Origin of the sequence: Vibrio sp. S/42/10, from assembly GCF_029890535.1 — a bacterium.
In the GTDB taxonomy this organism is placed as follows: Bacteria; Pseudomonadota; Gammaproteobacteria; order Enterobacterales; family Vibrionaceae; genus Vibrio; species Vibrio cyclitrophicus.
Window position 1 is genome coordinate 36,201 of sequence record NZ_JAKMZC010000017.1, and the last position, 21,478, is coordinate 57,678.

At 42.6% G+C, this 21,478-nt stretch carries 20 protein-coding genes; 13 read left to right on the forward strand and 7 right to left on the reverse strand.

Annotated elements, in window-relative coordinates; genetic code table 11:
- Positions 1-151 precede the first annotated feature (151 nt).
- Positions 152-1,030, forward strand: a complete 879-nt coding sequence (locus L8S15_RS17235; RefSeq protein ID WP_280574369.1) for a YdcF family protein — start codon at positions 152-154, stop codon at positions 1,028-1,030.
- Between the two features lie 164 nt (positions 1,031-1,194).
- On the opposite strand, the gene L8S15_RS17240 is transcribed toward L8S15_RS17235, so the two are convergent.
- A complete protein-coding gene (locus L8S15_RS17240; protein ID WP_016769158.1) occupies positions 1,195-1,455 on the reverse strand; it encodes a DUF333 domain-containing protein in 261 nt (86 codons plus the stop codon).
- A 369-nt stretch (positions 1,456-1,824) separates the two neighbouring features.
- Between L8S15_RS17240 and L8S15_RS17245 the strand changes: the two genes are divergently transcribed.
- The 5 genes from L8S15_RS17245 (at position 1,825) to L8S15_RS17265 (ending at position 7,157) form a co-directional block, all read left to right on the forward strand.
- A complete protein-coding gene (locus tag L8S15_RS17245) occupies positions 1,825-2,343 on the forward strand; it encodes an NUDIX hydrolase (RefSeq protein ID WP_010428812.1) in 519 nt (172 codons plus the stop codon).
- A 244-nt stretch (positions 2,344-2,587) separates the two neighbouring features.
- Positions 2,588-4,351, forward strand: coding sequence for an ABC transporter ATP-binding protein (locus L8S15_RS17250; RefSeq protein WP_280574375.1), 1,764 nt, complete (start codon positions 2,588-2,590; stop codon positions 4,349-4,351).
- A complete protein-coding gene (locus L8S15_RS17255; protein ID WP_280574378.1) occupies positions 4,345-6,114 on the forward strand; it encodes an ABC transporter ATP-binding protein in 1,770 nt (589 codons plus the stop codon). Before L8S15_RS17250 ends, L8S15_RS17255 begins: the two co-directional genes overlap by 7 nt.
- 231 nt (positions 6,115-6,345) lie before the next feature.
- The gene (locus tag L8S15_RS17260; protein WP_010428820.1) at positions 6,346-6,612 is read left to right on the forward strand and encodes a hypothetical protein; all 267 of its coding nucleotides are present in this window, start codon (positions 6,346-6,348) and stop codon (positions 6,610-6,612) included.
- Positions 6,613-6,728: 116 nt separating this feature from the next.
- The gene (locus L8S15_RS17265; RefSeq protein WP_016788110.1) at positions 6,729-7,157 is read left to right on the forward strand and encodes a hypothetical protein; all 429 of its coding nucleotides are present in this window, start codon (positions 6,729-6,731) and stop codon (positions 7,155-7,157) included.
- A gap of 85 nt (positions 7,158-7,242) precedes the next feature.
- On the opposite strand, the gene L8S15_RS17270 is transcribed toward L8S15_RS17265, so the two are convergent.
- A complete protein-coding gene (locus tag L8S15_RS17270; RefSeq protein ID WP_016769161.1) occupies positions 7,243-7,710 on the reverse strand; it encodes a cytochrome b/b6 domain-containing protein in 468 nt (155 codons plus the stop codon).
- Between the two features lie 325 nt (positions 7,711-8,035).
- Between L8S15_RS17270 and L8S15_RS17275 the strand changes: the two genes are divergently transcribed.
- Together L8S15_RS17275 and L8S15_RS17280 are read left to right on the forward strand one after the other, a co-directional pair.
- Complete coding sequence (locus tag L8S15_RS17275) at positions 8,036-8,875, forward strand: alkyl sulfatase dimerization domain-containing protein (protein WP_010428829.1); 840 nt, start codon at positions 8,036-8,038, stop codon at positions 8,873-8,875.
- 145 nt (positions 8,876-9,020) lie between these two features.
- Positions 9,021-10,277 (forward strand): peptidoglycan DD-metalloendopeptidase family protein, encoded by a 1,257-nt coding sequence (locus L8S15_RS17280; protein WP_102357152.1) that lies wholly within the window; start codon positions 9,021-9,023, stop codon positions 10,275-10,277.
- Between the two features lie 159 nt (positions 10,278-10,436).
- Here L8S15_RS17280 and L8S15_RS17285 read toward each other — a convergent pair whose 3' ends face one another.
- Together L8S15_RS17285 and L8S15_RS17290 are read right to left on the reverse strand one after the other, a co-directional pair.
- Complete coding sequence (locus tag L8S15_RS17285; RefSeq protein ID WP_004730185.1) at positions 10,437-10,757, reverse strand: heavy metal-binding domain-containing protein; 321 nt, start codon at positions 10,755-10,757, stop codon at positions 10,437-10,439.
- A gap of 30 nt (positions 10,758-10,787) precedes the next feature.
- Complete coding sequence (locus L8S15_RS17290) at positions 10,788-11,744, reverse strand: LysR substrate-binding domain-containing protein (RefSeq protein ID WP_016785108.1); 957 nt, start codon at positions 11,742-11,744, stop codon at positions 10,788-10,790.
- Positions 11,745-11,835: 91 nt separating this feature from the next.
- On the opposite strand from L8S15_RS17290, the gene L8S15_RS17295 reads away from it, so the two are divergent.
- Positions 11,836-12,855, forward strand: a complete 1,020-nt coding sequence (locus tag L8S15_RS17295) for a DMT family transporter (RefSeq protein ID WP_016788114.1) — start codon at positions 11,836-11,838, stop codon at positions 12,853-12,855.
- A gap of 31 nt (positions 12,856-12,886) precedes the next feature.
- Here L8S15_RS17295 and L8S15_RS17300 read toward each other — a convergent pair whose 3' ends face one another.
- The gene (locus L8S15_RS17300; RefSeq protein WP_016797101.1) at positions 12,887-15,901 is read right to left on the reverse strand and encodes an HD domain-containing phosphohydrolase; all 3,015 of its coding nucleotides are present in this window, start codon (positions 15,899-15,901) and stop codon (positions 12,887-12,889) included.
- Between the two features lie 339 nt (positions 15,902-16,240).
- Here L8S15_RS17300 and L8S15_RS17305 point away from each other — a divergent pair, with 339 nt between their 5' ends.
- The 4 genes from L8S15_RS17305 to L8S15_RS17320 all read left to right on the forward strand — a co-directional run bounded on the left by L8S15_RS17305 (position 16,241) and on the right by L8S15_RS17320 (position 19,827).
- Positions 16,241-16,987 carry a phosphatase gene (locus tag L8S15_RS17305; protein WP_280574386.1) on the forward strand — a complete coding sequence of 249 codons (747 nt, stop codon included), beginning with the start codon at positions 16,241-16,243 and terminating at the stop codon, positions 16,985-16,987.
- 177 nt (positions 16,988-17,164) lie between these two features.
- A complete protein-coding gene (locus L8S15_RS17310) occupies positions 17,165-17,560 on the forward strand; it encodes a cytochrome b562 (RefSeq protein ID WP_010428861.1) in 396 nt (131 codons plus the stop codon).
- A 269-nt stretch (positions 17,561-17,829) separates the two neighbouring features.
- A complete protein-coding gene (locus L8S15_RS17315; protein ID WP_016769165.1) occupies positions 17,830-18,180 on the forward strand; it encodes a hypothetical protein in 351 nt (116 codons plus the stop codon).
- A 111-nt stretch (positions 18,181-18,291) separates the two neighbouring features.
- Positions 18,292-19,827, forward strand: coding sequence for a PepSY domain-containing protein (locus L8S15_RS17320; RefSeq protein WP_280574389.1), 1,536 nt, complete (start codon positions 18,292-18,294; stop codon positions 19,825-19,827).
- 113 nt (positions 19,828-19,940) lie between these two features.
- Here L8S15_RS17320 and L8S15_RS17325 read toward each other — a convergent pair whose 3' ends face one another.
- Both L8S15_RS17325 and L8S15_RS17330 read right to left on the reverse strand, forming a co-directional pair.
- Positions 19,941-20,324: a VOC family protein gene (locus L8S15_RS17325; protein ID WP_010428871.1), complete on the reverse strand. Its 384-nt coding sequence runs from the start codon at positions 20,322-20,324 to the stop codon at positions 19,941-19,943.
- Positions 20,324-21,256 (reverse strand): LysR family transcriptional regulator, encoded by a 933-nt coding sequence (locus L8S15_RS17330; protein WP_016794965.1) that lies wholly within the window; start codon positions 21,254-21,256, stop codon positions 20,324-20,326. The genes L8S15_RS17325 and L8S15_RS17330 overlap by 1 nt, the downstream gene beginning before the upstream one ends.
- Positions 21,257-21,478: the final 222 nt, after the last annotated feature.

Genomic DNA, 21,478 nt, shown 5'->3' on the forward strand with positions numbered 1-21,478 from the left:
GCTGCACGTTAACTCTTGCGCACTTATGATGATGCTTGCAATCGTGAGCATGATTGCGAACTACCCATAAGGATTTCAAAATACTTTTGTTAATAAGTATTGTATACATAATTCACTCCATCTAATCATAAAAACGAGACTTGAACATAAAATGAGCGTTAATTACCTCCTTATTGTGCTGGGTAAGCGACTTAATGAGAATAAATTGACTGATGAAGGAATCAGTCGAGTTGATGCTCTGGTTGAATATCTTGCTGAGCTTTTGGTAGAAGAGTCGAATCAGCAAACTGCGGTTGCATTTTGTGGTGGAGTGACAAAGGGCCAGACAATCTCCGAAGCTGATGCAATGCACGCGTATTTTCGAAATCTGGAAAGTCAATGTGAAGTTCCGTTTATGCTGAGTGCAGTTTTACTAGAACAGCTTTCGACAAATACAGTAGAGAATATTCAAAACTTAGCTTCAGAAATGATTGACAATGGATTGTTTACTCGTGGGCAGAGTGTACGGGTAACATTCATTTCTAATGACTATCACTTGCAACGTATTTTTGACATCCAGATGTTGATGGACGAGCAAGGTTTGCTTAAGGTTCTAGTCGAGAAGTGTTCTGCACTTGGGGTAGAGCTGCAAATAGATCGTCAGCTAGAGGCTCATGTTGCGGTGCCATATCCTCATCAAAGTACGCAAGGGCAATTGTTTCTATTGATGGATGTACTGACGACCTACCGAGTCTATCTTGAAGGTGTCTCTGCGGGCGCATTTGAGAGAGACTTGGAGTCCGTAAGGCGTGAGCCTGAAAGGTTGTCCTTGGATGCACTGATAGCCGCAAAGGAACTCGTTGGGCGTTCATCTCACTTTGAAATTGTGGACAGTTTACTCCCAATATTGGAGCGCTGTATCCAGCAAACTCCTGTCGATACTGACATAAAAAAAGTCAGGGAATATCTAGCACTGCTAGATACTAACCTGACTTTATTGAACCGTTATTTAGATCCGGAATCGGATCTCACACATCGCTGGTGGCGATAGGTGATTATTTCTTTCTCGTGATGCCAATAACGGCCTTTAAACTCGCAAAGGCAATCAGACAGTAAGCTCGAAGCTTTGTGCCTTCTTCTGCGATTTTTTAATCACGCGAACGTAATCACCGCCCGTCACATTGGCCAAAAGGCTCATGTGTTGTATTACAGTGATTAACTTTGGGTTTCTGAATCTTGCTCGTGGTGGTTGCGGTAGTATTCCCACTGCTCAATGCGTTCACCGTCTTCGAATACACAGTAAGTTGTACGTTGATCGTTTTCAGTGACAGTATCTAACTCACCATTCTGTTGAACACAGTAAACCGCAGCAGGGTTAGCCACTGATACACGTTGGCCTTCGCTATATTCTGCATAATCGTTCGCACAACCGCCCAATACAACGGCAAATACAGCCATCAAACCAATTTTCTTCATGTTCATCTCCTACGTGATAAATCTAAAAGTGAATACGTTAAGTTCTACAGAACCAGTTTAGAAGCTCTATGAAATGAGTATATTTTAGATTTCAGAAAAGGTTGTCCTAATTTGGTCAAGATATTGAAATAGGTTGATATTTCTTTATGTTTAATAACTTTTTGAGTGCTTGATCAAGCTAACTTGAGTGAAGTGACTATTGAGCTACTTTCGGCTGGTTAGTGGTGTGCGCTGGTTATTGCGAATCGAGAGCCATGAACTCACCAAGGCAACATGGAGAAAGCAGGTGTACTTGTGTGGGGATGTGAGCCTCGAATCTATTGATGATTATGATATGATGCCGCCAAATTCAGTAAAGCAGTCAGAATCATGAGACACCTAAAAACAACCATCCATCCTGATATCGATCATCTAGACAATAAAACGGTCTATAAGCGCAACGCTGCCCGTGCCATTGTGTTAGATGGCGAAGACATTCTGATGCTTTATACAGAGCGTTATCACGACTACACCATCCCTGGTGGTGGCTTGGACGAAGGTGAAGATGTCATTGCTGGTATGGTTCGTGAATTGGAAGAAGAGACTGGCGCTAAGAATATCCATAGCATCAAGCCGTTCGGCATTTTTGAAGAATTTCGTCCTTGGTACAAAGATGATGCGGACATAGTGCACATGATTTCTTACTGCTACTCATGCAAGATCGATAGTGAGCTTGGTGAAACGGCTTACGAAGATTATGAAGTGAAAAACGGGATGAAACCGGTTTGGATGAATATCCATGAAGCGATCGCTCACAACGAGAAGACCATGGCCGAGAGCCCTAAAAAGGGTATGAGTATTGAACGTGAAACCTTTTTGCTGCATTTGATTGCCAAAGAGATGCTTTAGCCTTTATCAATACAAGCCTGTTAAGCTTTTTACTTGCCGCCACTTTTGGCGGCAAACTTGTTTCTAGCGATGCTAAAATGTAATAGCGAAAACTAATTATTAAATATGGTTGATATTGTCAACTATGTGTTTTTGATGTACCTTTACCTCAGCGATGACCCTATTTAGCTAAACTGCTCGGTTAAATCGCTAAATCGCTAAATCGCTAAATCTCGCTGTGAGCCTGCCCTAAACAAAGAATACTATGAATAAAAGACAGTTTATTGCCCATTACCTGCGCATGAATCGCACCTCTTACTTTTTGGCGATTGTGTTCATTTTTCTCGTCAACTGGTTGCAAGTTGAGATCCCTCGCTATATTCAACTCGCCATAGATTTGATTGATGATGCTTCTCCCAGTGGCCATCAACAACTTCAAAGTTATGTGTGGATGGTAGTTGGCATGTCGGTCGCTATGGTAGTAGTACGTATTCTGTCTCGTATTTACGCGCTTAATCCAGGGCGAATTACAGAGGCTGCACTTAAAAGTACATTGCTCAAAAAGTTAAATCGTTTACCGAATAGTTTTCATGAGCGTTTTGCTTCTGGTCGGCTAATATCCATTATCAATAATGATCTTGGTGGCATACGCTTGTTGTTTGGTGTGGGTTTCCTCCAGTTCTTTAATGCGCTGCTGGCGTTGTCGCTGACACCTCTTTACATGTGGCGCATATCGCCAGAATTAACGCTTTATTCGATTATTCCTATCTCAATCGCTTTTGTGATTTTCCGTGTGGGTTTTAAACGCATGAAAGCACTGCATTTAGAACACATGAAACGTCTGCAAAACCTGTCTGCTCAGCTAATGAGTTACCTATCTGGGATTGACTTGATTAAGAGCCAGCAGATGTCACCTTGGGTGAAAGCTGAAACTGAAAAGCTTAATCAGTTATTACTTGAATGCCGCCTTAAAATTACACGTATCCAAGTCTTCTTTATGCCGGTACTCGACTACGCCAATGACCTGATGAAAATCATCATTCTTGGGCTTGGTGGCTACATGTTAATGAGACAAGAGCTAACCCTTGGTGAGATTACCGCCTTTCTGACTTACTCCGTTTTGTTGGCAATGCCATTGATGCAATTAGGCAGAATCGCGACCATTTATCAACGTGGCATGGTGGGCATTCAAAGTGCACAAACCATTCTTAATGCCAAAGTTCCAGAGCTTGATGAAGGTAAGCTTACTGAGTTAGACGTTGAATCGCTGAAGGGAAAAACGTTCTCTATTCGCAACCTCAACTTCAGCTATTCAGGTGAAGAACGTCTGATTCTCGATGACATCAGCTTTGACATTCCTGCAGGTAAGAAAGTAGGTGTGCTAGGCGGAATCGGAGCGGGTAAAACAACCTTAGTGAACTGCTTGAACCACCTCTTGGATGTACCACAAGGTTCTATTTTCCTTGGCGAAAGAGATATCACTAGCTTCTCACGCAGTGACTTACGTCGTTACGTGAAAACTGTGACTCAAGACCCTTATTTGTTCTCCGCAACTGTTGAAGACAATATTCGTTTTGGTAGTTCAGATACTGAATTAGCGAAGAGTCAGGTTAATGAGGTTTTAGAGCTAAGTCAGTTAGCCAGTGATGTCACTCGCTTTGAGCATGGCGATCAAACCTTAGTCGGTGAAAAAGGGATCATGTTGTCTGGTGGCCAGAAGCAGCGATTAAGTATTGCTCGTGCTTTATTGCAGCCAACCGACCTGATTATTATGGATAACGTTTTATCGGCTGTCGACTATGAAACAGAACGTAGGATCTTAGAAGGCTTGTTTAAGCGTTTGGAAAATCAATCCGTTCTTGTGGTTTCACACCGCGTGAATGCCCTTGAATATATGGATGAAATCATCGTCTTGAATGAAGGCAAAGTGATCGCGAAGGGCGACCACGCCACGTTATTGAAAACGTGCGATTACTATTACGATACATGGCAACTACAGCAGAATGAAACGGAGGCAGCAGCATGTTAAAAGGTGTTGATCTCAAGTACCTCAAGCACTTTTTTAAGTTTGCTAAGAAATACAAAGGTTCTGCGATTCTGGGTATCGCAATGCTTCCTCTCTCTGTCATCACGAGTTTGTTGTTCCCGTGGCTGATCATTCAAGTGATCGATGTACAACTGAGTCATGGGGATATGGATGGATTGCTCGAGTATGTCTTCTATCTCGTTGTTGTGCTGGTGGCTAGCTATGTAGTGGATACCACTTATTCATATAACCTGCGTAAAACGGGGCAATACACGATAACTGACATGCGCTCAGTATTGTTTGCTCGCGTGCTTAAACTCCCACGCAGCTATTTTGATAACACTCCGATTGGTGTCACGCTTTCAAGGTTAACCAGTGACTTGGAAACCATCGGCGAGACTTTTGTTCAATCAGTTGTCGGTTTAGTGAAAGATAGTATCAACACCATTGCTTTGTTGGTGATGATGTTTTTCATTGATTGGCAGTTAACATTGATAGTTTTGGTTATCATGCCGCCAATGATGTACTTAACGGTGTATGTGAGAAATCGACTTCGAGCATTGTATAAAGTTACCCGTTCTACATTGGCTCGCGGTATTGGCTTTCTACAAGAAGTTTTGTTTGGCATGAAAACCGTTCAGATGTACCGAGCGGAAGAGCAAGTCGAAAAGCGCTATCAAGGCTATACTGATGAATTCTTGAGAGCGCAGAAAAAGATTAATAAATACGATGCGATTTTGTTCTCGTTTATTTCTGGTATTACTTCAGTCACTATCGCAATCATGATCTGGTATGGCTCAGAGCAAGTTATTGAAGGGGCTCTGACTTTAGGTGTGCTGATCGCTTTCATCAACACCTTAGAAAAAGTGTTTGTACCTATTCGAGACTTTACCTCCCAAATAGCTTCGATTCAGAGTTCATTTGCCGCTTTTGACCATATTGAAGAGTTGTTTGTTGAGCGGACAGAAGAGGAAGGGCGCAACCTGCTGCCATCTAACAAGGTTGAAAAACAGCTCGAACAGTTTGTGAGTCTTGAGTTTAAGAACGTGAGTTTCCGTTACAAAGACGACTCTCCATACGTGTTAAAGAATGTCTCTTTTGTGTTGCAGAAAGGGCACCAAATCGCGCTGGTGGGTTCGACTGGCTCTGGGAAGTCAACGATTCTGCGTTTGATCTCTAAAACCTATCAAGACTATCAAGGCAGTATTTTGTTGAATGGCATTGAGCTGTCACAGATCTCAAGCGAAGACTCCGCTCATTTGTTCTCAATGATGATGCAAGATGTGCACCTGTTTGAAGAATCAATCCAATTCAATATTGCACTGGGAAAAGCGCACCTATCTAGAACTGATGTTGAACAGGCTGCGCGCTATGTTTATGCCGATAAGTTTATTGAACAACTCCCTCAAGGTTATGACTTCCATTTGGAAAAGAATGGCTCCAACCTTTCTGTTGGTCAAACGCAACTGATTTCGTTTGCTAGAGCAGTTGCCCAAGGTGGACAACTGATGATGCTTGATGAAGCAACCAGCTCGGTAGATTCTATTACTGAAGACTTTATCCAAAAAGCGATGCAGCGTCTTTTCAAGGAAAAAACCGTGATTGCGATTGCCCACCGCCTGAGCACCGTTCGTCACTCTGACACGATTCTAGTATTAGATAAGGGTCAAGTCGTTGAGCAAGGTAATCACCAGCAGCTGGTGATACAAAATGGTGTTTATGCCGGTTTATTGAAGGAATCAATCGTAGCAACGAACGACTCTTAAGCTACAGTCGCTTGAAAGCTCGACGTCTGATCACCACTTTAATAGGATAGATTTGCCTCACCTATACTTAACTAGTTTCTATAGTTTTCTAATATCCCCAATAGCTTAGGGGAAATAAAACATATTTTACGACTATTAATATGTTATGATTTCCCTACTACTAAAGGGGTGTATGCGAGCAAGACGAATGTTGCTTGTGTCAGTCACTTTCTGGCGAATATGGAATCGAAAATGTTGTTGGAAGAAGTTGTAGAAATTATTGAATTAACCGACTCAGACTATTTATCTCATGCAATGGAGTTGTTTAACGAGCATGGCTTTGTTGACGCGGAGTCTTTACCTTTTATGAACGTTGTGTTCGAAACTGCACCAGATCAGCTTGCGAAGAAATTGTCGCAAATTGGTTTTAAAGGTTTAGTACAAGTCGAAAAGAATGAAGACGCATCAGGCTTCACTATTATTGATGCTGATCGCGTTCTACTAAAAGATTCTGCTTAGTTGAAAGACTCTGCTTAGCTGCAAGATTCTTCTTAATGACAAGAATAAGATTCAGCTTAATTAAAAGACTCTATCCAGTTCAGTAACACCCGTTATGATTATTTGAGGTTAACACAGTGACAACAGCAACCGTTTCATCAACAGAGCAACACATTTCCAATGAACATGCGCTTTTAGGTGCATCGTTATTAGCGTCTCAAAAAGTTGAGTTGGCTCTGTTCAGTGTTATCTCTAAATTGGCTAAAGCGTTACCGAAAGAAGCACAGCAGTCACTGGATTTGGATACCTTTCTAAGAGAGAAACCAAGTGAGCAAGCTGCTACGTTGAGCTTGTACGAACAAACCTTTGGTGAACAGCTTCCGTTAAAAACAAACGAACTTAACGACTTTATTTACCACAGAAATCTCGTGACTCGTGGCTTTTGGCGAGTGACTGGCGCTGATGTGAAAGGCGGCGAGAAGCTTGCTAACCCAGAGCTTTACTTAAAAGAATTCTTGGCCAAATGCGAATACTGGCAAGTGATGATTGATACTCAAACTAAGTAATCAAATCGAAAGAAGAAAGCCATAGCGATTTGCTATGGCTTTTTTTTGTGCTCAGATTTTTCTTGTGTTAGTAACGTGGAGTTGGTTAAAGCAACATTCTTAATACATAGTTTTTAGAGACAAAGTGATGTTTAAGTGCGGCGCTAATATGCAAAACAATTAGACAGGCTAAGGTAATGCAACTGGCACTATGTAAATAGAAAAAGAAGTGGTTGATTGAAGGTTCGGTAATTAGATTATTGACGTTCGTTAACCAGAATAGAGAATAAGGCTCTTTCAGCATCAAATAACCGGAACTAAAAACCATGAACATCACTAGATACATCAATGAGTGAGTCAGTTTGGCAACGCACTGTTGTCGCTTTGGGATTGAGAGTGGCATCTCCGGTGATGAGCGAAAATGGCTCCAAATATAAAGTGCAATGAGCAACGGTGTTGCAATGGTTGCCAATGACATATTAAGCACAGACAGAAAAGAAAACAGTTCTGGATGGCTAGTGACATAGTGCATCACATACCCTGCGGTTGTTGCATCGATGATGACGAAAGCCATGACTCAGTGCAGTACACCGCTCATTAAATCGTATCGCGTATTACTCAAATTAACCTCGGTTTAATTATTATAAATATAAGATTCCACGGGATGCTATAAATCAATCATCGGTATATTTGCATCACGAATTAATTATATAGAACAGTAATACTGGGCATTTTTATTAGTTAGAAATTAATGATTTTTCTTCAAGTGTTTTATAATTATCAATGATGTTTTAGAGTGTTAATTCCAATGCCAAGACAGCAAATCATCTGACTCCCTAGCTTGTATTGCCATAACGAGATACAGTGACACAAAGATAAGACATATAAGGAAAGTATAAATGCTTCGAATTCTATTGATTGCAGTGTTCTCACTGGTAACAACCATGAGCCTTGCAAGCGAGGAAGTTAAATACTCAGACAAAGAGTATGTAGACCGACCACTGATGGAGCGCTACATCCTAGATGAGTTGAAGCAGTTGCGAATGGAACAACAAGATCTTGAGAGACGCCTAACTATACAGATGACCGATCGTGAACTGTCTGTTGCCGACAAGTCGCTCAACTATGCGAATGTCACCGTGACTTATTTCTTCTACATTATTGCAGGTGTTGCTTCACTCATTGCGTTGGTGGGGTGGCAATCACTTAAAGAGCTCAAACATACCACCAAAGAAATGGCCGACCAGCGGCTGAATTCGATTGCTCAAGATTATGAAAAGAAATTTAACCTTCTTGAAAGGGACCTTAAGCGTAAGACCAGAATCATATCGGAGAACAACCGAGAGATTGAGATCATCAATGAGATTCACAATTTATGGCTGAGAGCGCAAAATGCCCAGACTGCTGAACAGAAAATTGAAACTTATGATGAAATTTTGAAGGTTCGTCCGGGTGACTTGGAAGCGTTGACACACAAAGCGGATGCTGCAATGGACATGCGGGAATACCATTGGGCGATGAGTCTGTGCAACCGCGTACTTGAGGTAGATGATCAAAATGCTCATGCCCTGTACCAACGCGCTTGTGCTTACGCTAGATTAGGTGCAGAAGGTCAAGCTATCGATGATTTAGAGCGTTCGATTGAAACAAGTGGTTCTATGAGAGAGCTACTAGCTGAAGAGCCTGATTTTGAGATGCTAAGAGGTTTAGAACGATTTGAGGCTCTTTTCGAAGAGTAATATTTGAAAGGCGATGGGCTTTATTAGCCCATCATCTTTTTATTGGATTTACAGAACGGTTTCTTACATTTCACTTGTTCAATAAACTAAATTGTTATGTTATAACATTTGAATGAGTTCATCGTTATAAACCGTTAAATATTTTATGAAGTTTCTCCGCTCCGGCCTGATCATTATTGCGATCAGCGCATTTTCTCTTGCTACTTTGCTCTCTTTTCATTCAGAATCAGTACAAGAAGTCTCTATCAAAATAACACCTTATCAAGATTCTCAATCGAGTGATGTGGCCAAGGTGCATTCGCAATCGGGTTCCAACTCTCTCGTTAAAGTCCATTATTTTGTGAAAGTCGGCGACACGCTAAGCAACATATTTTCGTCATGGAAACTGCCTTATGGAACGGTTCAAAAGGTGATGGAAGCAGATCTTGAGTCTTTGAAATTGGACACAATAAAACCTGGTGATCATCTAGAGTTGCTTCTGGATGGTGACTCTAAACAGCTCGTTGAGTTAATTTTCCATGAAAGTCTCGTAGAACAGGCTGTCTTTACTAAAAATAATGATGGAAGCTTTGACTACCAATTCCATGAAGTGCCTGGAGAATGGAAGGAAAAGCTCTATGCAGGCACCGTTCATGGCAGTTTTTCGACGTCAGCATATAAAGCGGGGTTAACAACGGCCCAGATAGCTAATATAACCAGAACTTTGAGAGACAAAATCAACTTCGCAAGGGAGCTAAGAGCAGGTGATAGCTTTAATGTGTTGGTTAAAGAGCAGTACACCGATAATCACTTAACAGGCAAAACGGAAGTTCAAGGTATCTCTATTAACTTGAGAAACCGAGAAGTAGCGGCTTTTTTAGCTCCAGATGGTCGCTTTTACGACAGAGCGGGTAACAGCTTAGAGCAAGCCTTCGATAGATATCCGGTCGCTCGTCAGTTCCGTCGGATTACTTCATCATTTAACCCATACCGAAAGCATCCTGTGACAGGGCGTATATCGCCTCATAATGGCACTGACTTTGCGACACCAGTTGGTGCGCCAGTCTATTCAACGGGTGATGGTCGGGTTGTAGCGATTCGCAATCACCCATATGCAGGAAAATACTTGGTGATTGAGCACAACAGTGTTTACAAAACTCGTTACTTACACTTGAGCCGTTTCTTAGTTAAGAAAGGCCAACAAGTGAAACGAGGCCAGAAAATTGCGCTATCTGGCGCAACAGGTCGTATAACCGGTCCTCACTTGCATTTTGAAGTTTTGGTACGTGGTCGAGCGGTCAACGCGATGAAGGCGAACTTACCAATGGCAAGCTCTATTCTTCCTCAAAATAAGAAAGAGTTCCTTGCCCGAATTGCTTCATTTGATGGTTTGATTACTGATCAAAAGAGCAGTGCAAGTTGATTTACGGTGGCCACGACTCATTTAACCTATAACTATTGGTCGTTGATTTCCCTTCCTGTTCGACAGGAAGGGAGAATTGTTGACTAGTTCATCAGCCAGATACTGTTTTCTTAGTAGCTTAGTATCTCGTTTTCTTGGCTTATCAGTGGCATGGGTTGACTATGCAACGACAACCGCTGTACCGCTCGCCGATACCATTAGCATGCCATTGCCTGTTCCCAACACTTCGTAATCGATATCTACGCCTACAACTGCGTTTGCGCCCGCTTCAATGGCTTTTTGTTCTAGCTCTTTGAAGGCGTAGTTACGTGCTTTCTCTAGCTCTTTTTCATAAGTGCCAGAACGCCCACCAACAAAGTCACGGATGCCTGAAAACATATCTTTGAAAACGTTAACGCCTAGAATAGCTTCTCCTGCGATAACCCCTTTGTAATCGACAATGCGCTTGCCTTCGACTGATTGTGTGGTGGTAATAATCATAATAGCCTCTCTTGTCCGCTTGTTGAGCTTCTACTCGCTGCATGGATTGATAGTTTGGTCTTGTCCTTGAGTATCATCGCTCAATGTTGTCTCTGAGTGTGTGAATTCATGCCTTAACCATGATCTCAGTTTTAGCACACTTTCTTGTTTTAATTTGTTTTTTGGGCAAACAAAGTAGAAATCTTGGTGCGGGTTAGCAACGGGTTTACCCAGTTCCACTAACATGCCGTGGCTGATGTCATCTTTCACAAACAAGCGATGGGTAACCAACACTCCAAGAGAACGAATCGCAGCTTGCACGGCTTGAATGGATATATCAAATGTTAGGTTGCTATGAAATGCGGGCATTGGGATTTGATAATGATCACACCACACTTGCCAGTCGTGCTTTCGCCTAGGGTTAAATGCGCCAATGGTTGGGTTCTGTTTCACGAGTTGCTCAACGCTCAGTCCCGTTTGGTTTTTCAACAAGGTAGGGCTACACACCAATACCAGATCATCATCGCCTAATTTCTCGCTGTAATAGCGATCCCATTCGTTAGGTTTGCCATGGACAAGGGCAATATCTACCCCTTCCTGCTCGATATCAAAAGGGCCGGTTAACGTGGAAATACGGATATCAAGAGAAGGAGCAAAGGCTTGGAAGTCGGGGACTCGAGGAATCCACCAATGCATCGCCAGTGAATTCACCATATTGAGTGTAATGCGGTGATCGTTAGGCGTTTTGGCCAGTTCTTCTGTCGCGTCTATGACTTGCTCCAATGCAGGAGCGACTTTTCGGTAATACCGCTTACCCGCGGCATTAAGAACGACACGACGACCTACCCGTTGAAATAGAGGCTTATTAACCAGTTGTTCTAGTGACTTTATGGCTTGGCTTACCGCAGAGTGACTGACATACAAAACACGTGCGGCTTCGGTCATACTGCCAGTTTCAGCCACAGCAATAAAAGCATAAACGGATTTAAGCGGAACGAGCTTTTTCATAGGTAAGTTTTCCTTACAGTTATGGTTAATATTACTCGCTATTTTTCATCACGTCACGCTTCTAAAATAGGTGCCATAGGAGGTGATAATTATGTCTGATATTACCAAGGCGACGACTTTTATGTTGTTGTCGACATTCAGTTTGTCTATAAGCGGTTTAGTGGCTAAGTACCTATCTGAAACCATGCCCATTTCGTTGCTGAGTTTTGTGCGTTTCTTATTACCCAGCCTTTTTCTATTTCTTTTTTTGATCTTTTATAAAATTAGCAAACCGACACGAAAGATGTGGAAGCCTTTAGTGATGCGGGCGATTTTCATGGTGGCCTGTCAGTGGTGCTTTCTAACGTCACTACAAACCCTGACCCTTATTGAGGGGATTGTATTATTCAGCACCGGCCCTTTGTTTATTCCTTTGTTAGAAAAATTAATATTTGGCACAAAAGTTCATACAACCACGGTGGTTTGCCTAGCGATCACTTTTGTTGGTGTAGTGATGATGGCAGGGGATTGGTCGCAGTTTGAATTCGGCTCGGATTTCTTTAGGCCTGCACTGTTGCTAGGATTGTTAGCGGGAATGTTTAACTCGGGTTCGCAAGTGAGTTTGTATCGAGCCTCTAAGACGAGCCTTACGCCAGCAGAGCTAAATGCATGGACGTTTCTAGTCGCAGCCATACTCGTGTTACCAATGGTTTTATTCACTTCCATTTCTGTTATGCCTGACGTCCTTGAAGCTGATGGAGGGGATGGCGCCTTAACAGTTTTACTGTCTATTGATGGTTTAGGTTGGATTGGACTTGGAGCATTTGGACTCGCGTTGTTTACCATTAATACGCAAATCTTCCGCTCTAAAGCCTATAAACTTGCAGAAAGCGGCTCTCAACTCGCGCCTTTAATTTTTACTAATATGCTATTCAGTGCGTTATGGCAGGGCTTGTTCTTCGATGACGTCTTCTCTACCCAGCAGATCCTTGGTATTAATCTGATTGTCGTGGCAAGCATTACCAATACATTACTGGCTAAAAGGCAATATAAAGTCAAAACCAAGCAACTCCCAATAACGACAGTGAATGCTTTGAACTCTGAGGCGTTAGGTTCTGTCGTTAAAAGTTAAACGTTAAGAATCCATGACTATTGGAAAATACCTAGAACAACGAGCGTATGTACTCTTTTACTCGATCTATGTGCTTCTTCTGATCAATCTCGGACTGTTGGTTAGCTTCAAGAAATCGCTCTGCGTATTTGTCGTAGATTTTGTTCTCCAAAAATAGCAAATACAGTTTTGGATCGATATGGCCGCTGGTGGCCATGTCGGTCATGATATTGAGCGATTCGTCTAAGTGTTTGCCTTTTTTGTACGGACGGTCGCTTGAGGTTAGAGCTTCAAACACATCGGCAATCGCCATGGCTCGAGACGGTAAAGGCAATTGATCCTCGCTTAGGCCTCTTGGGTATCCCTTACCATCGATACGCTCGTGGTGTCCGCTCGCGATGTCTGGAATGTTTTTGAGATAAGACGGATAAGGGAGCTTATTGAGCATGGTGAAAGTCTGAATGATATGGTCGTTGATCATGAAACGTTCTTCGTCGTTTAAGGTGCCACGACGTACTTTCAAATTATGCAGTTCACCTTGATTATATTTTACTTCTCCAGGTTTAAGAACGAACTCTTCTTGCCACATATCTGCAGGGTTAAAGCCATTATCCCACTGTATTTTATGTTCTGGCTTATCAGCAAGCAACGGCTCCATCACAGGTAAAATAGGCTCTTTGCTATTTGATGGCTTCTCGTTTGGTTCTGTGATGTTCTGTTGAGTGTTAAATCTCTCTTTTTCAGACCAAGATAACCCTAATTGATCGTCTAATGTGCGCTTCCATGTACGTTTTGCTATTTGATCTAAGCGTGCAAGCTGCTCTTCCGTCATTGATTCACTGCCCAGGTTGCAATCAGCAACGAAGGCAAATTCTTCATCTAATTCTGACAAGTTTTGTTCGAGTACTTTAAGTTGATCTTCTTGAAGCGCCCCGTTAGCTATGGCTTTCCAATAGTCGGTTTCCGCTTGTTGTTTTAACAGCTCAAAACGCATGCGAACTTCGTGGATTCGGTCATAAATCGTCTCGAGTTTTGTTGCTTTGTCTACCACATATTCCGGCGTGGTGACTTTACCGCAATCGTGAAGCCATGCAGCGAGCATCAACTCTTCCCACTGCTTACTATCTAATGAAAATTGCGGGTAATAACGGTCATCATCAATCGTGGCTTGGGTTAGCCATTTAGTGAGTTCTGGGACTCTTTGGCAATGGCCACCGGTGTAAGGTGATTTGGTATCAATTGCCGATGCAATCAGCTCGATGAAAGCATTGAGCATGTTTTTTTGTTGTTGCATTTGGTCGATATTGTCTTTAGCTATTTCAGCAAAGCTGAGCAGTTCTCTTAAAAAGGCATGCTTGTCGGCCTGCATCTTAGTGATCGGTCTTTCATAACCAATGGCAACAATGCCGACCAACAGTTTTTCGCGGTTCAATAGTGGAAACAGATACAGGTCTGAATTGAAGATCGAGTCTTGATAATAATTAAGAACGTTGTCTTCGCGGTTTAGATGGATGGTTTCGCCTGCTTTAAGTTGGCATAGTAACCAAGGGGTATGCTTGATGAAGTCATTGATGTCCGCTTTAAAAGGAATAATGGCGAGATTAGCAGCCGTATCAAACACATCTTTTTCTTCTGATTGAGTGAAAAGCACGATGGTTTCAGCTTTGGTAATTAAATAGCTTTGATGAGCAATGTTCTTAGCGAGTATCGAAAATTCCTGATTACCCGCTGTATCTCGAAGTAGGGTGATCAAGTCATGAAGAGTGTGCTCCATGAGTTCAATAGAGTGTGTAAGGTTTGCTACCTCTTGAATCATGCTTTTTGGATAGTGGGTTCGTCTGAAGTCAAATCGCGCAATGTTGTCTGTGAGTTGCATGAGTGTATTGAGTGGTTGAGATAAGCGATTCGCCACAAACCATACGATGCCGAAACAGATAAACAACATACCAATTGCAACAGCCACTTGCTTATCACGCATAGAGATGAGGTCAGCCAGTAGATCATTGTGTGGTGTCGCTTCTGCCAAATATAGTGTGACATGTTGAGTGAGTTCGACAGGTGTTAACGTTAATGCCCAAGTATTTAAATTGTACTCCACGTTTTTTAGGTTGAGATTAAACTTCTCTTCATCTGAGATAAGGGGCCCTAGTACGGATGCTTTCAGAGCAGCCACCTGCTCACGTTTAGGTATACTAAAAAAGCTTGGATCTTGTTCGCTACCCGATAGTTTTCCTACAGGGTGACCACCTAGTTTTGCTTCCTGATTGGTTGGAGGGGCTAGGTTAGGTATTGATAGATCAAGTTGATGCTCGCCAAGAAGGTTAAAATGTTGGTCGAATAGAGCTAATCGTGTTTGCGGAGAGTAGGCCAGCTTACTGATTTGAGAAGAGAGAGATTTTAGCGTGAAATCGGCACCAACCACATGCTTGCCGTCTGCAGAACGTCTAGAGAGTGTAATACCATGGGTTTGAAGGAAATAGAACTGATAGGGTTCAGAAAGTTGTATTGAACCATCGGGCTTTGCGTTGCGAAACCAAGGTCGAGTCGTGGGGTTAAATTTGCTCTCAGCTTGTACTGTGCTGATCACTTGGTGTGCACCATCTAGAAAATTAATCACGTTTTCGCCGTCTAGATTGGTTGTGCTGACCATCATGGTAGCCTTGGATGGCGCATTGTTTTCAGCTCTTTGTTTAATAGACGTCAAAGGGCGAAAAATTCTGAATTCACCATCATCAGAGCCATAAAACAAAGCCATTAAATTGTTATTCTGTTTGAAGATAATATCGACTGACGCCAACCAAGACTCTTTTTCAATTGAAGCGTTTTGATGATCCACAAACGGGCTTACCGCCATCACATTTAAAGTGGTAACAACAGGCGCAATGGCTTGTTTAAATATCGATTCCAGCTTATCGCGATGTTCGTTACTTACTTCGCGAACGGTACCCAATAACAAATCTTGAGAATGGCGATAGCTTATCGATATCAAAACGGTACCGACCAGCGTCGTCAAAATTAAGAAAAGGCTCGTGATGTGGATACTCAGCGGGTATCGTCTGCGTTTCATCTAACACTCCGGTTTGTTAACTGGTTTAAGTATTGACGAACTTGGGTAGGTTGCAAAAAATTGGTGTAATTTGCGAAATCAAACAGGTTCTTGAGCCAAGGTTCTGCGTTTTTTCGATGCGGGATGGATAAATCTAATCGTTAAACAAGGCTTTACTAACGAAGCTTTATGGTGACGCGTAAATGAAGTGATAATAAACCTTGATGTTTAGATGCTAATTGTCACTTTCAACTGATAAACTGGTCAAATTGTTGCCACGAGGCACTTATTTTCAGAAGAAGGTACAGGAGTGTTTTTTCTGAGAAACGTTTAAAGACCGAGCTAAAAGGGCATTGATTCATGGAACTCAAAGTAGATACTCACACCCACACATACGCCAGTGGTCATGCATACAGCACGCTGATCGAAAACGCAAAATCGGCAAAGCAAAACGGATTAACCATGTTTTGTACTACCGATCATTCAGAGTCAATGCCAGGCGCGCCACACTATTGGTTTTTCAGCAACCAGCGTGCGCTCCCTCGTTTTATTGAAGATGTCGCTATTATTCGAGGTGTCGAGTCAAACATCATGAACACACAGGGTGAAATCGATATTCATCCGAGTGTGGATAAGAACTTGGATTGGGTGATCGCGAGTTTTCATGAGCCAGTATTTCGCCCCTCGGATGTCACTACCCATACAGAAGCATTGTTGAATGTGATTAAAGGCGGCCGAATTGATGCACTTGGTCACTTGGGGAATCCGAATTTTGATTTTGACTTTGAAGCGGTCATTCAATGTGCAGTGGAACATAATGTCGCAATCGAAATTAACAACACCACACTTAAAGGTAACAGCCGTGTGGGTAGTGTCGACCGTTGCTATGAGATCGCAAGAATTGCTAAAGCGAAAGGTGCGTTTATTACGACAGGTAGCGATGCGCATTTCTGCGTAGATGTAGGCGGGTTGGATCTCGTGTCATCACTACTTGGTGAGGTTGGCGTGGATTCGAACAAGGTGATTACCCATTCGCCACAGCAATTTTTGGCATTTTTAGCACTGCGTGGTCGCCAATCTATTTCTGAATTTTCGGTATTTGAGTGATGGCATTTCCGTTATTTTTTACTTTTTAGTCATTGGTTGGTTAGCTAGTTTGCATTTCGACACAATCAATTTTTGTGCTCGATGGATTTTTGTATACACTAGCCGAAAATAATAAAGTCGAAGTGCCTCAACAACGATGGCGCTATCTTCAAAGACATCGCTTCATCTGGAGAAACAATGAAAACTCGCTCAATCCTTTTATCTGGCTTAATCGCTGCTGCGTTATTGTCTGGCAACGCATTTGCTAATGTCGATCTTAAGAAAAATATGCAAGAAATGAAGCTTGCATTCAAACAAGCGGCTGAAGCTCAAAGCATCGAAGAGATGCAAAAGCCTATAGTACGTATCGACACGTTAGTTGCTGAGCTGAAAACGGGTGTTTACCCAATTGAAAAAGAAGAACACTTCATGGAAGGCTTCAAAAAAATTAGTGTATCAATTGATAGCATTGAGCAGAAGCTAGACCAAGGTGACTTTGAATCTGCACAGCAAGAACTTCGTACTATTGACGGCCTTCGTGAAGAGTATCACGAGAAGCGTAATCCGAGTATTTGGAGCAAGATCTTCGGTTAAACAAACCAAGACTAAAACAAGTAACGTATATAGCGCCGACTTACATCTCCTTCTTGAGAGGACGAAGTAAGGCGGCGTTTTTTATTGCCTATTTTCCCGAAGGCTTACTGCAAAGAAATACGCAATACTTTCTTAGCTCTGATGCTGTAACCGGTTTATAACGAAAAAGAGTGTGCGTTAGCTTCAATTTTTTAACCTGATGTTAATCTTTACGTGTACCTATATTCCAAGTGCCTCATAATAAGGGAAATTTATAAAAATTTGGAATGATGCGCCGAACCTCGTTCAACTTCTCTATGTTACTTGCAACAGCACTAAGCTGGGCATTGGTAACATTAATGCCTGTTATCAATGCTCATGGTAATAGTGCGGGAGTATGGGCGTCGTTATGTACGGTTAATGGCTTTGAACTGGTTCAAATTGAAGAAGGTGAACCAAACACACATAAAGGTAAACCGTGTCCGTTTAGCCATTTTTCCACGTTTCACCAAGATGAACTTCCAACTACACTACTGACAACTCGACTGAGTTCTATTGTCTCTGACAGCTACGCTTTTTTGGCTCTAAGCGAACGCTATACGAGGCAAGCCCCGCGCGGCCCTCCCTTTGATATTTCTTAAACCTAACCCACTAAAATAATTAAAAAATAAAGTATTAAGTAAAGTTAAACATGCTCAGATTACTTTCTGATTTTTCAGAAGGTATGTTTGCATGTGTCAAAGGAAATAATAATGTTGAGAAATGAATCTCAAAGCTCTGCGAAAGCACAAGCGACTTCGCAGTCTACAAGCAGTGCAACAACCGGTTCGAGAACCAATATAAAAAACAAAGACCGCAATAAAACTCTCTACTTCCTCACTTGGCGCTGGCACTTCTATGCCGGGCTATTCGTTATCCCATTCATGTTGATGTTGAGTATTACTGGTTTGGTGATGTTGTTTGATGATGAAATTGAACTCGCTTTCCATCAAGACGCGATTGAAATTGTTGCATCGGGCGAACCGATCAAGGTGTCGCAACAATTAGCTGCCGTACAGCATCAATACCCACAAGGTACGGTGACACAGTTTGTTCCGAGTAAAGTCCCTGATCTTGCGAACCGATTTTCTGTATCGCTTGAAGATGGCACTTCCGTTTTCGCCACGGTGAATCAATACACTGGTGAAGTGGTAGGAGAAATCCCGCGCAGCGATAGCCTGTACCAACTGGCGAATGACATTCACGGCACTTTGTTGATTGGTGATTGGGGTGATTACCTAATTGAAGTCGCAATAAGCTTGTCTATTCTGTTACTCATCAGTGGCATTTACTTATGGCTTCCTCGAGATAACGCTAGCCGCGCTGGTTTTCTTAAGCTTCGATTTGGTTCAGGAACGCGTATTTTAATGCGTGATCTGCATGCGAACATCGGTGGAACACTGTCATTCATTCTTCTGTTATTTATTCTTTCGGGATTGTCATGGACAGGTTTTTGGGGCGGTAAGCTAGTGCAAGCATGGAGTACTTTTCCTGCTCAAATGTGGGACGACATTCCTCTGTCTAACGAAACGCATGCTTCTTTAAATCACGGGTCTGAGGAGGAAATGCCTTGGAACCTAGAGCAAACGCCATTGCCTTTGTCTCAAGATAAGCCAGCAGAACACGTCCACCAAGTAGAAGAAGCGTCTGAAGCTCATGATCATTCTAAGATGGGTGAGGATCATTCTCAGCATGTATTATCTGCGAGTAATTTCTCGATTGATGATGTGATAGCAAAAGCTCAATCTCTTGGTTTTACGCAATATAAAGTCAATTTCCCGCGCTCAGAAACGGGTGTTTACACCGTGGCTGCGAATACCATGGGCGGTGACATTATCGATCCAACCCAAGATCGCACGACTCACCTCGACCAATATTCAGGGCGCATCCTAGGAGAGGTGACGTGGCAAGATTACAATTTATTCGCCAAAACCTTAGCCGTGGGTATTTCTCTGCACCAAGGTGATATCAGTATCATCAACAAGCTTCTAAACGCGTTGTTCTGTCTGGCATTCATTTTGGTGTCAGTGACTGGTGGAGTAATGTGGTGGATGCGCAGACCTTCAGGCCAGAGAAAGTTGGGAACGCCACCGAAGTTTGGCGATGTTGGACTTTGGAAAGTGGGCTTAGCGACCGTGGTGGTTATTTCAGTACTGTTTCCACTTGCAGGTGCCACCATTGTGACGGCAATGCTACTGGATTGGTTGTTGGTTTCGCGAGTTGAGAAATTCAAGACGGCATTGAGTTAATTGAGACGTAAACGGACTTTCTCGACTTGAGAAAGTCCGTTTTATTAATCAGATGGGTGATTCCTTTGTGAGGAAGACTTTAGACTTGATACAGCTCTAGATTTGATAAAGCTTTAGATCTGATACAGCTCTAGCGGCAGGCCGTCTGGGTCTGCGAAAAACGTAAATGATCTCCCCGTAAACTCATCAACTCGAATCGGTTCGACTTCAATGCCTTGTTCTTCCAAATAGCTTTTGGCATGTTGAACGTCATCAACACAAAAAGCCAAATGTCTCAGCCCTTGAGCTTCTGGAAAGCTTGGTCTTTCAGGTGCGTCGGGGAAGCTGAATAATTCTATTTGAGCGCCATTAGGCAGAGCTAAGTCAAGCTTGTACGACTGGCGCGCTTCACGATAATTCTCTGCAATCACTTCAAGCTTTAAAACTTCCGTATAAAAGCGTTTAGAGACTTCGTAGTCTGAGCAAATAATGGCGGCGTGGTGTATTCCTTTTAGCATTAGTTTATTTCTCCGGCCAGCTTATCGCTCAAGTGTTCCATTGCGTAATCGATGAACACACGCAATCGAGCAGGCATGTATTTGGTTTGAGCAAACTGCATCGCGATTGCGCCATGGTAGTTACTCTTGATGGTCCAATCTTCTAGCACTTGCACAACAGAACCTTCAGTCAGCGCATCTTGGATTACAAAATCATGGAAAATACCTACACCAAGTCCTTCTTTAACGCCTTTAAGTCGCATCTGTGAGTGGTTTACAGCGTAACGCCCACTGACGGGTACTGTGTGAAATTCATCATCTTTAAGAAAGTCCCAAATGTGGTCTTTGTCTGTTTCGGCAAGATACAAACAATCGTGCTCTGAAAGCTCTGTCGGGTGGTAAGGAGTTCCTTTCGCTTCAAGGTAGTCAGGGTTCGCACACAGTACGAGGTTAGTTTTCCCTAACTCCTTCAAAACCAGGCTCTCGTCGGGTTTATCGGTAAGACGAAACGCGATGTCGATACCTTGACGTAAGATATCGATGTCGCCATCAGCGGCTCTTAACTTAAGTTGAATCTCAGGATATTGATTTAAGAAAGGAACGACAAAGGGTTGTAATACCGAATTCAAGAAGGCTTCCGGCGCTGCTACCGTTATTGAGCCTGCAGGATCTGTATGATCGGACGTCGACAGTTCAACAGCCTGTTGGGCGGCATTTATCATAACGACACTTTGATCGTAAACCAGTTGCCCAGCTTGAGTGATGATTAGGGTACGAGTTGTTCGTTCAAACAGCTTTACTGATAAGGCCTTTTCCAAGCGAGTAATCAACTTACTGAGTGCTGAAGGCGTCACGCCCAGCTGTTTTGCAGCAGCGGTAAAACTTCCTTCGTTTACCACCAAAATGAAGGATGCGAGATCTGGGAGTAGGGCAATCAGTTTTGGGTTGATCATAAGTATCCAATTAAACAAGTTTCAACGTGAGCGCTATGGCAATTGTGAGTGATTACTTGTTATTTGTGAATCAATTTCATTAATTGCATTAATTACGTAGTCTGATCGGCCTGATCGTTTTATGTGTTTCCATCTCATCTGTATAGCGCCACAGAGGCTATACATTCTGAGGTAAGCGGAGAATCATCACTATATCGTACTGAGATGAAAAATTGATATTCG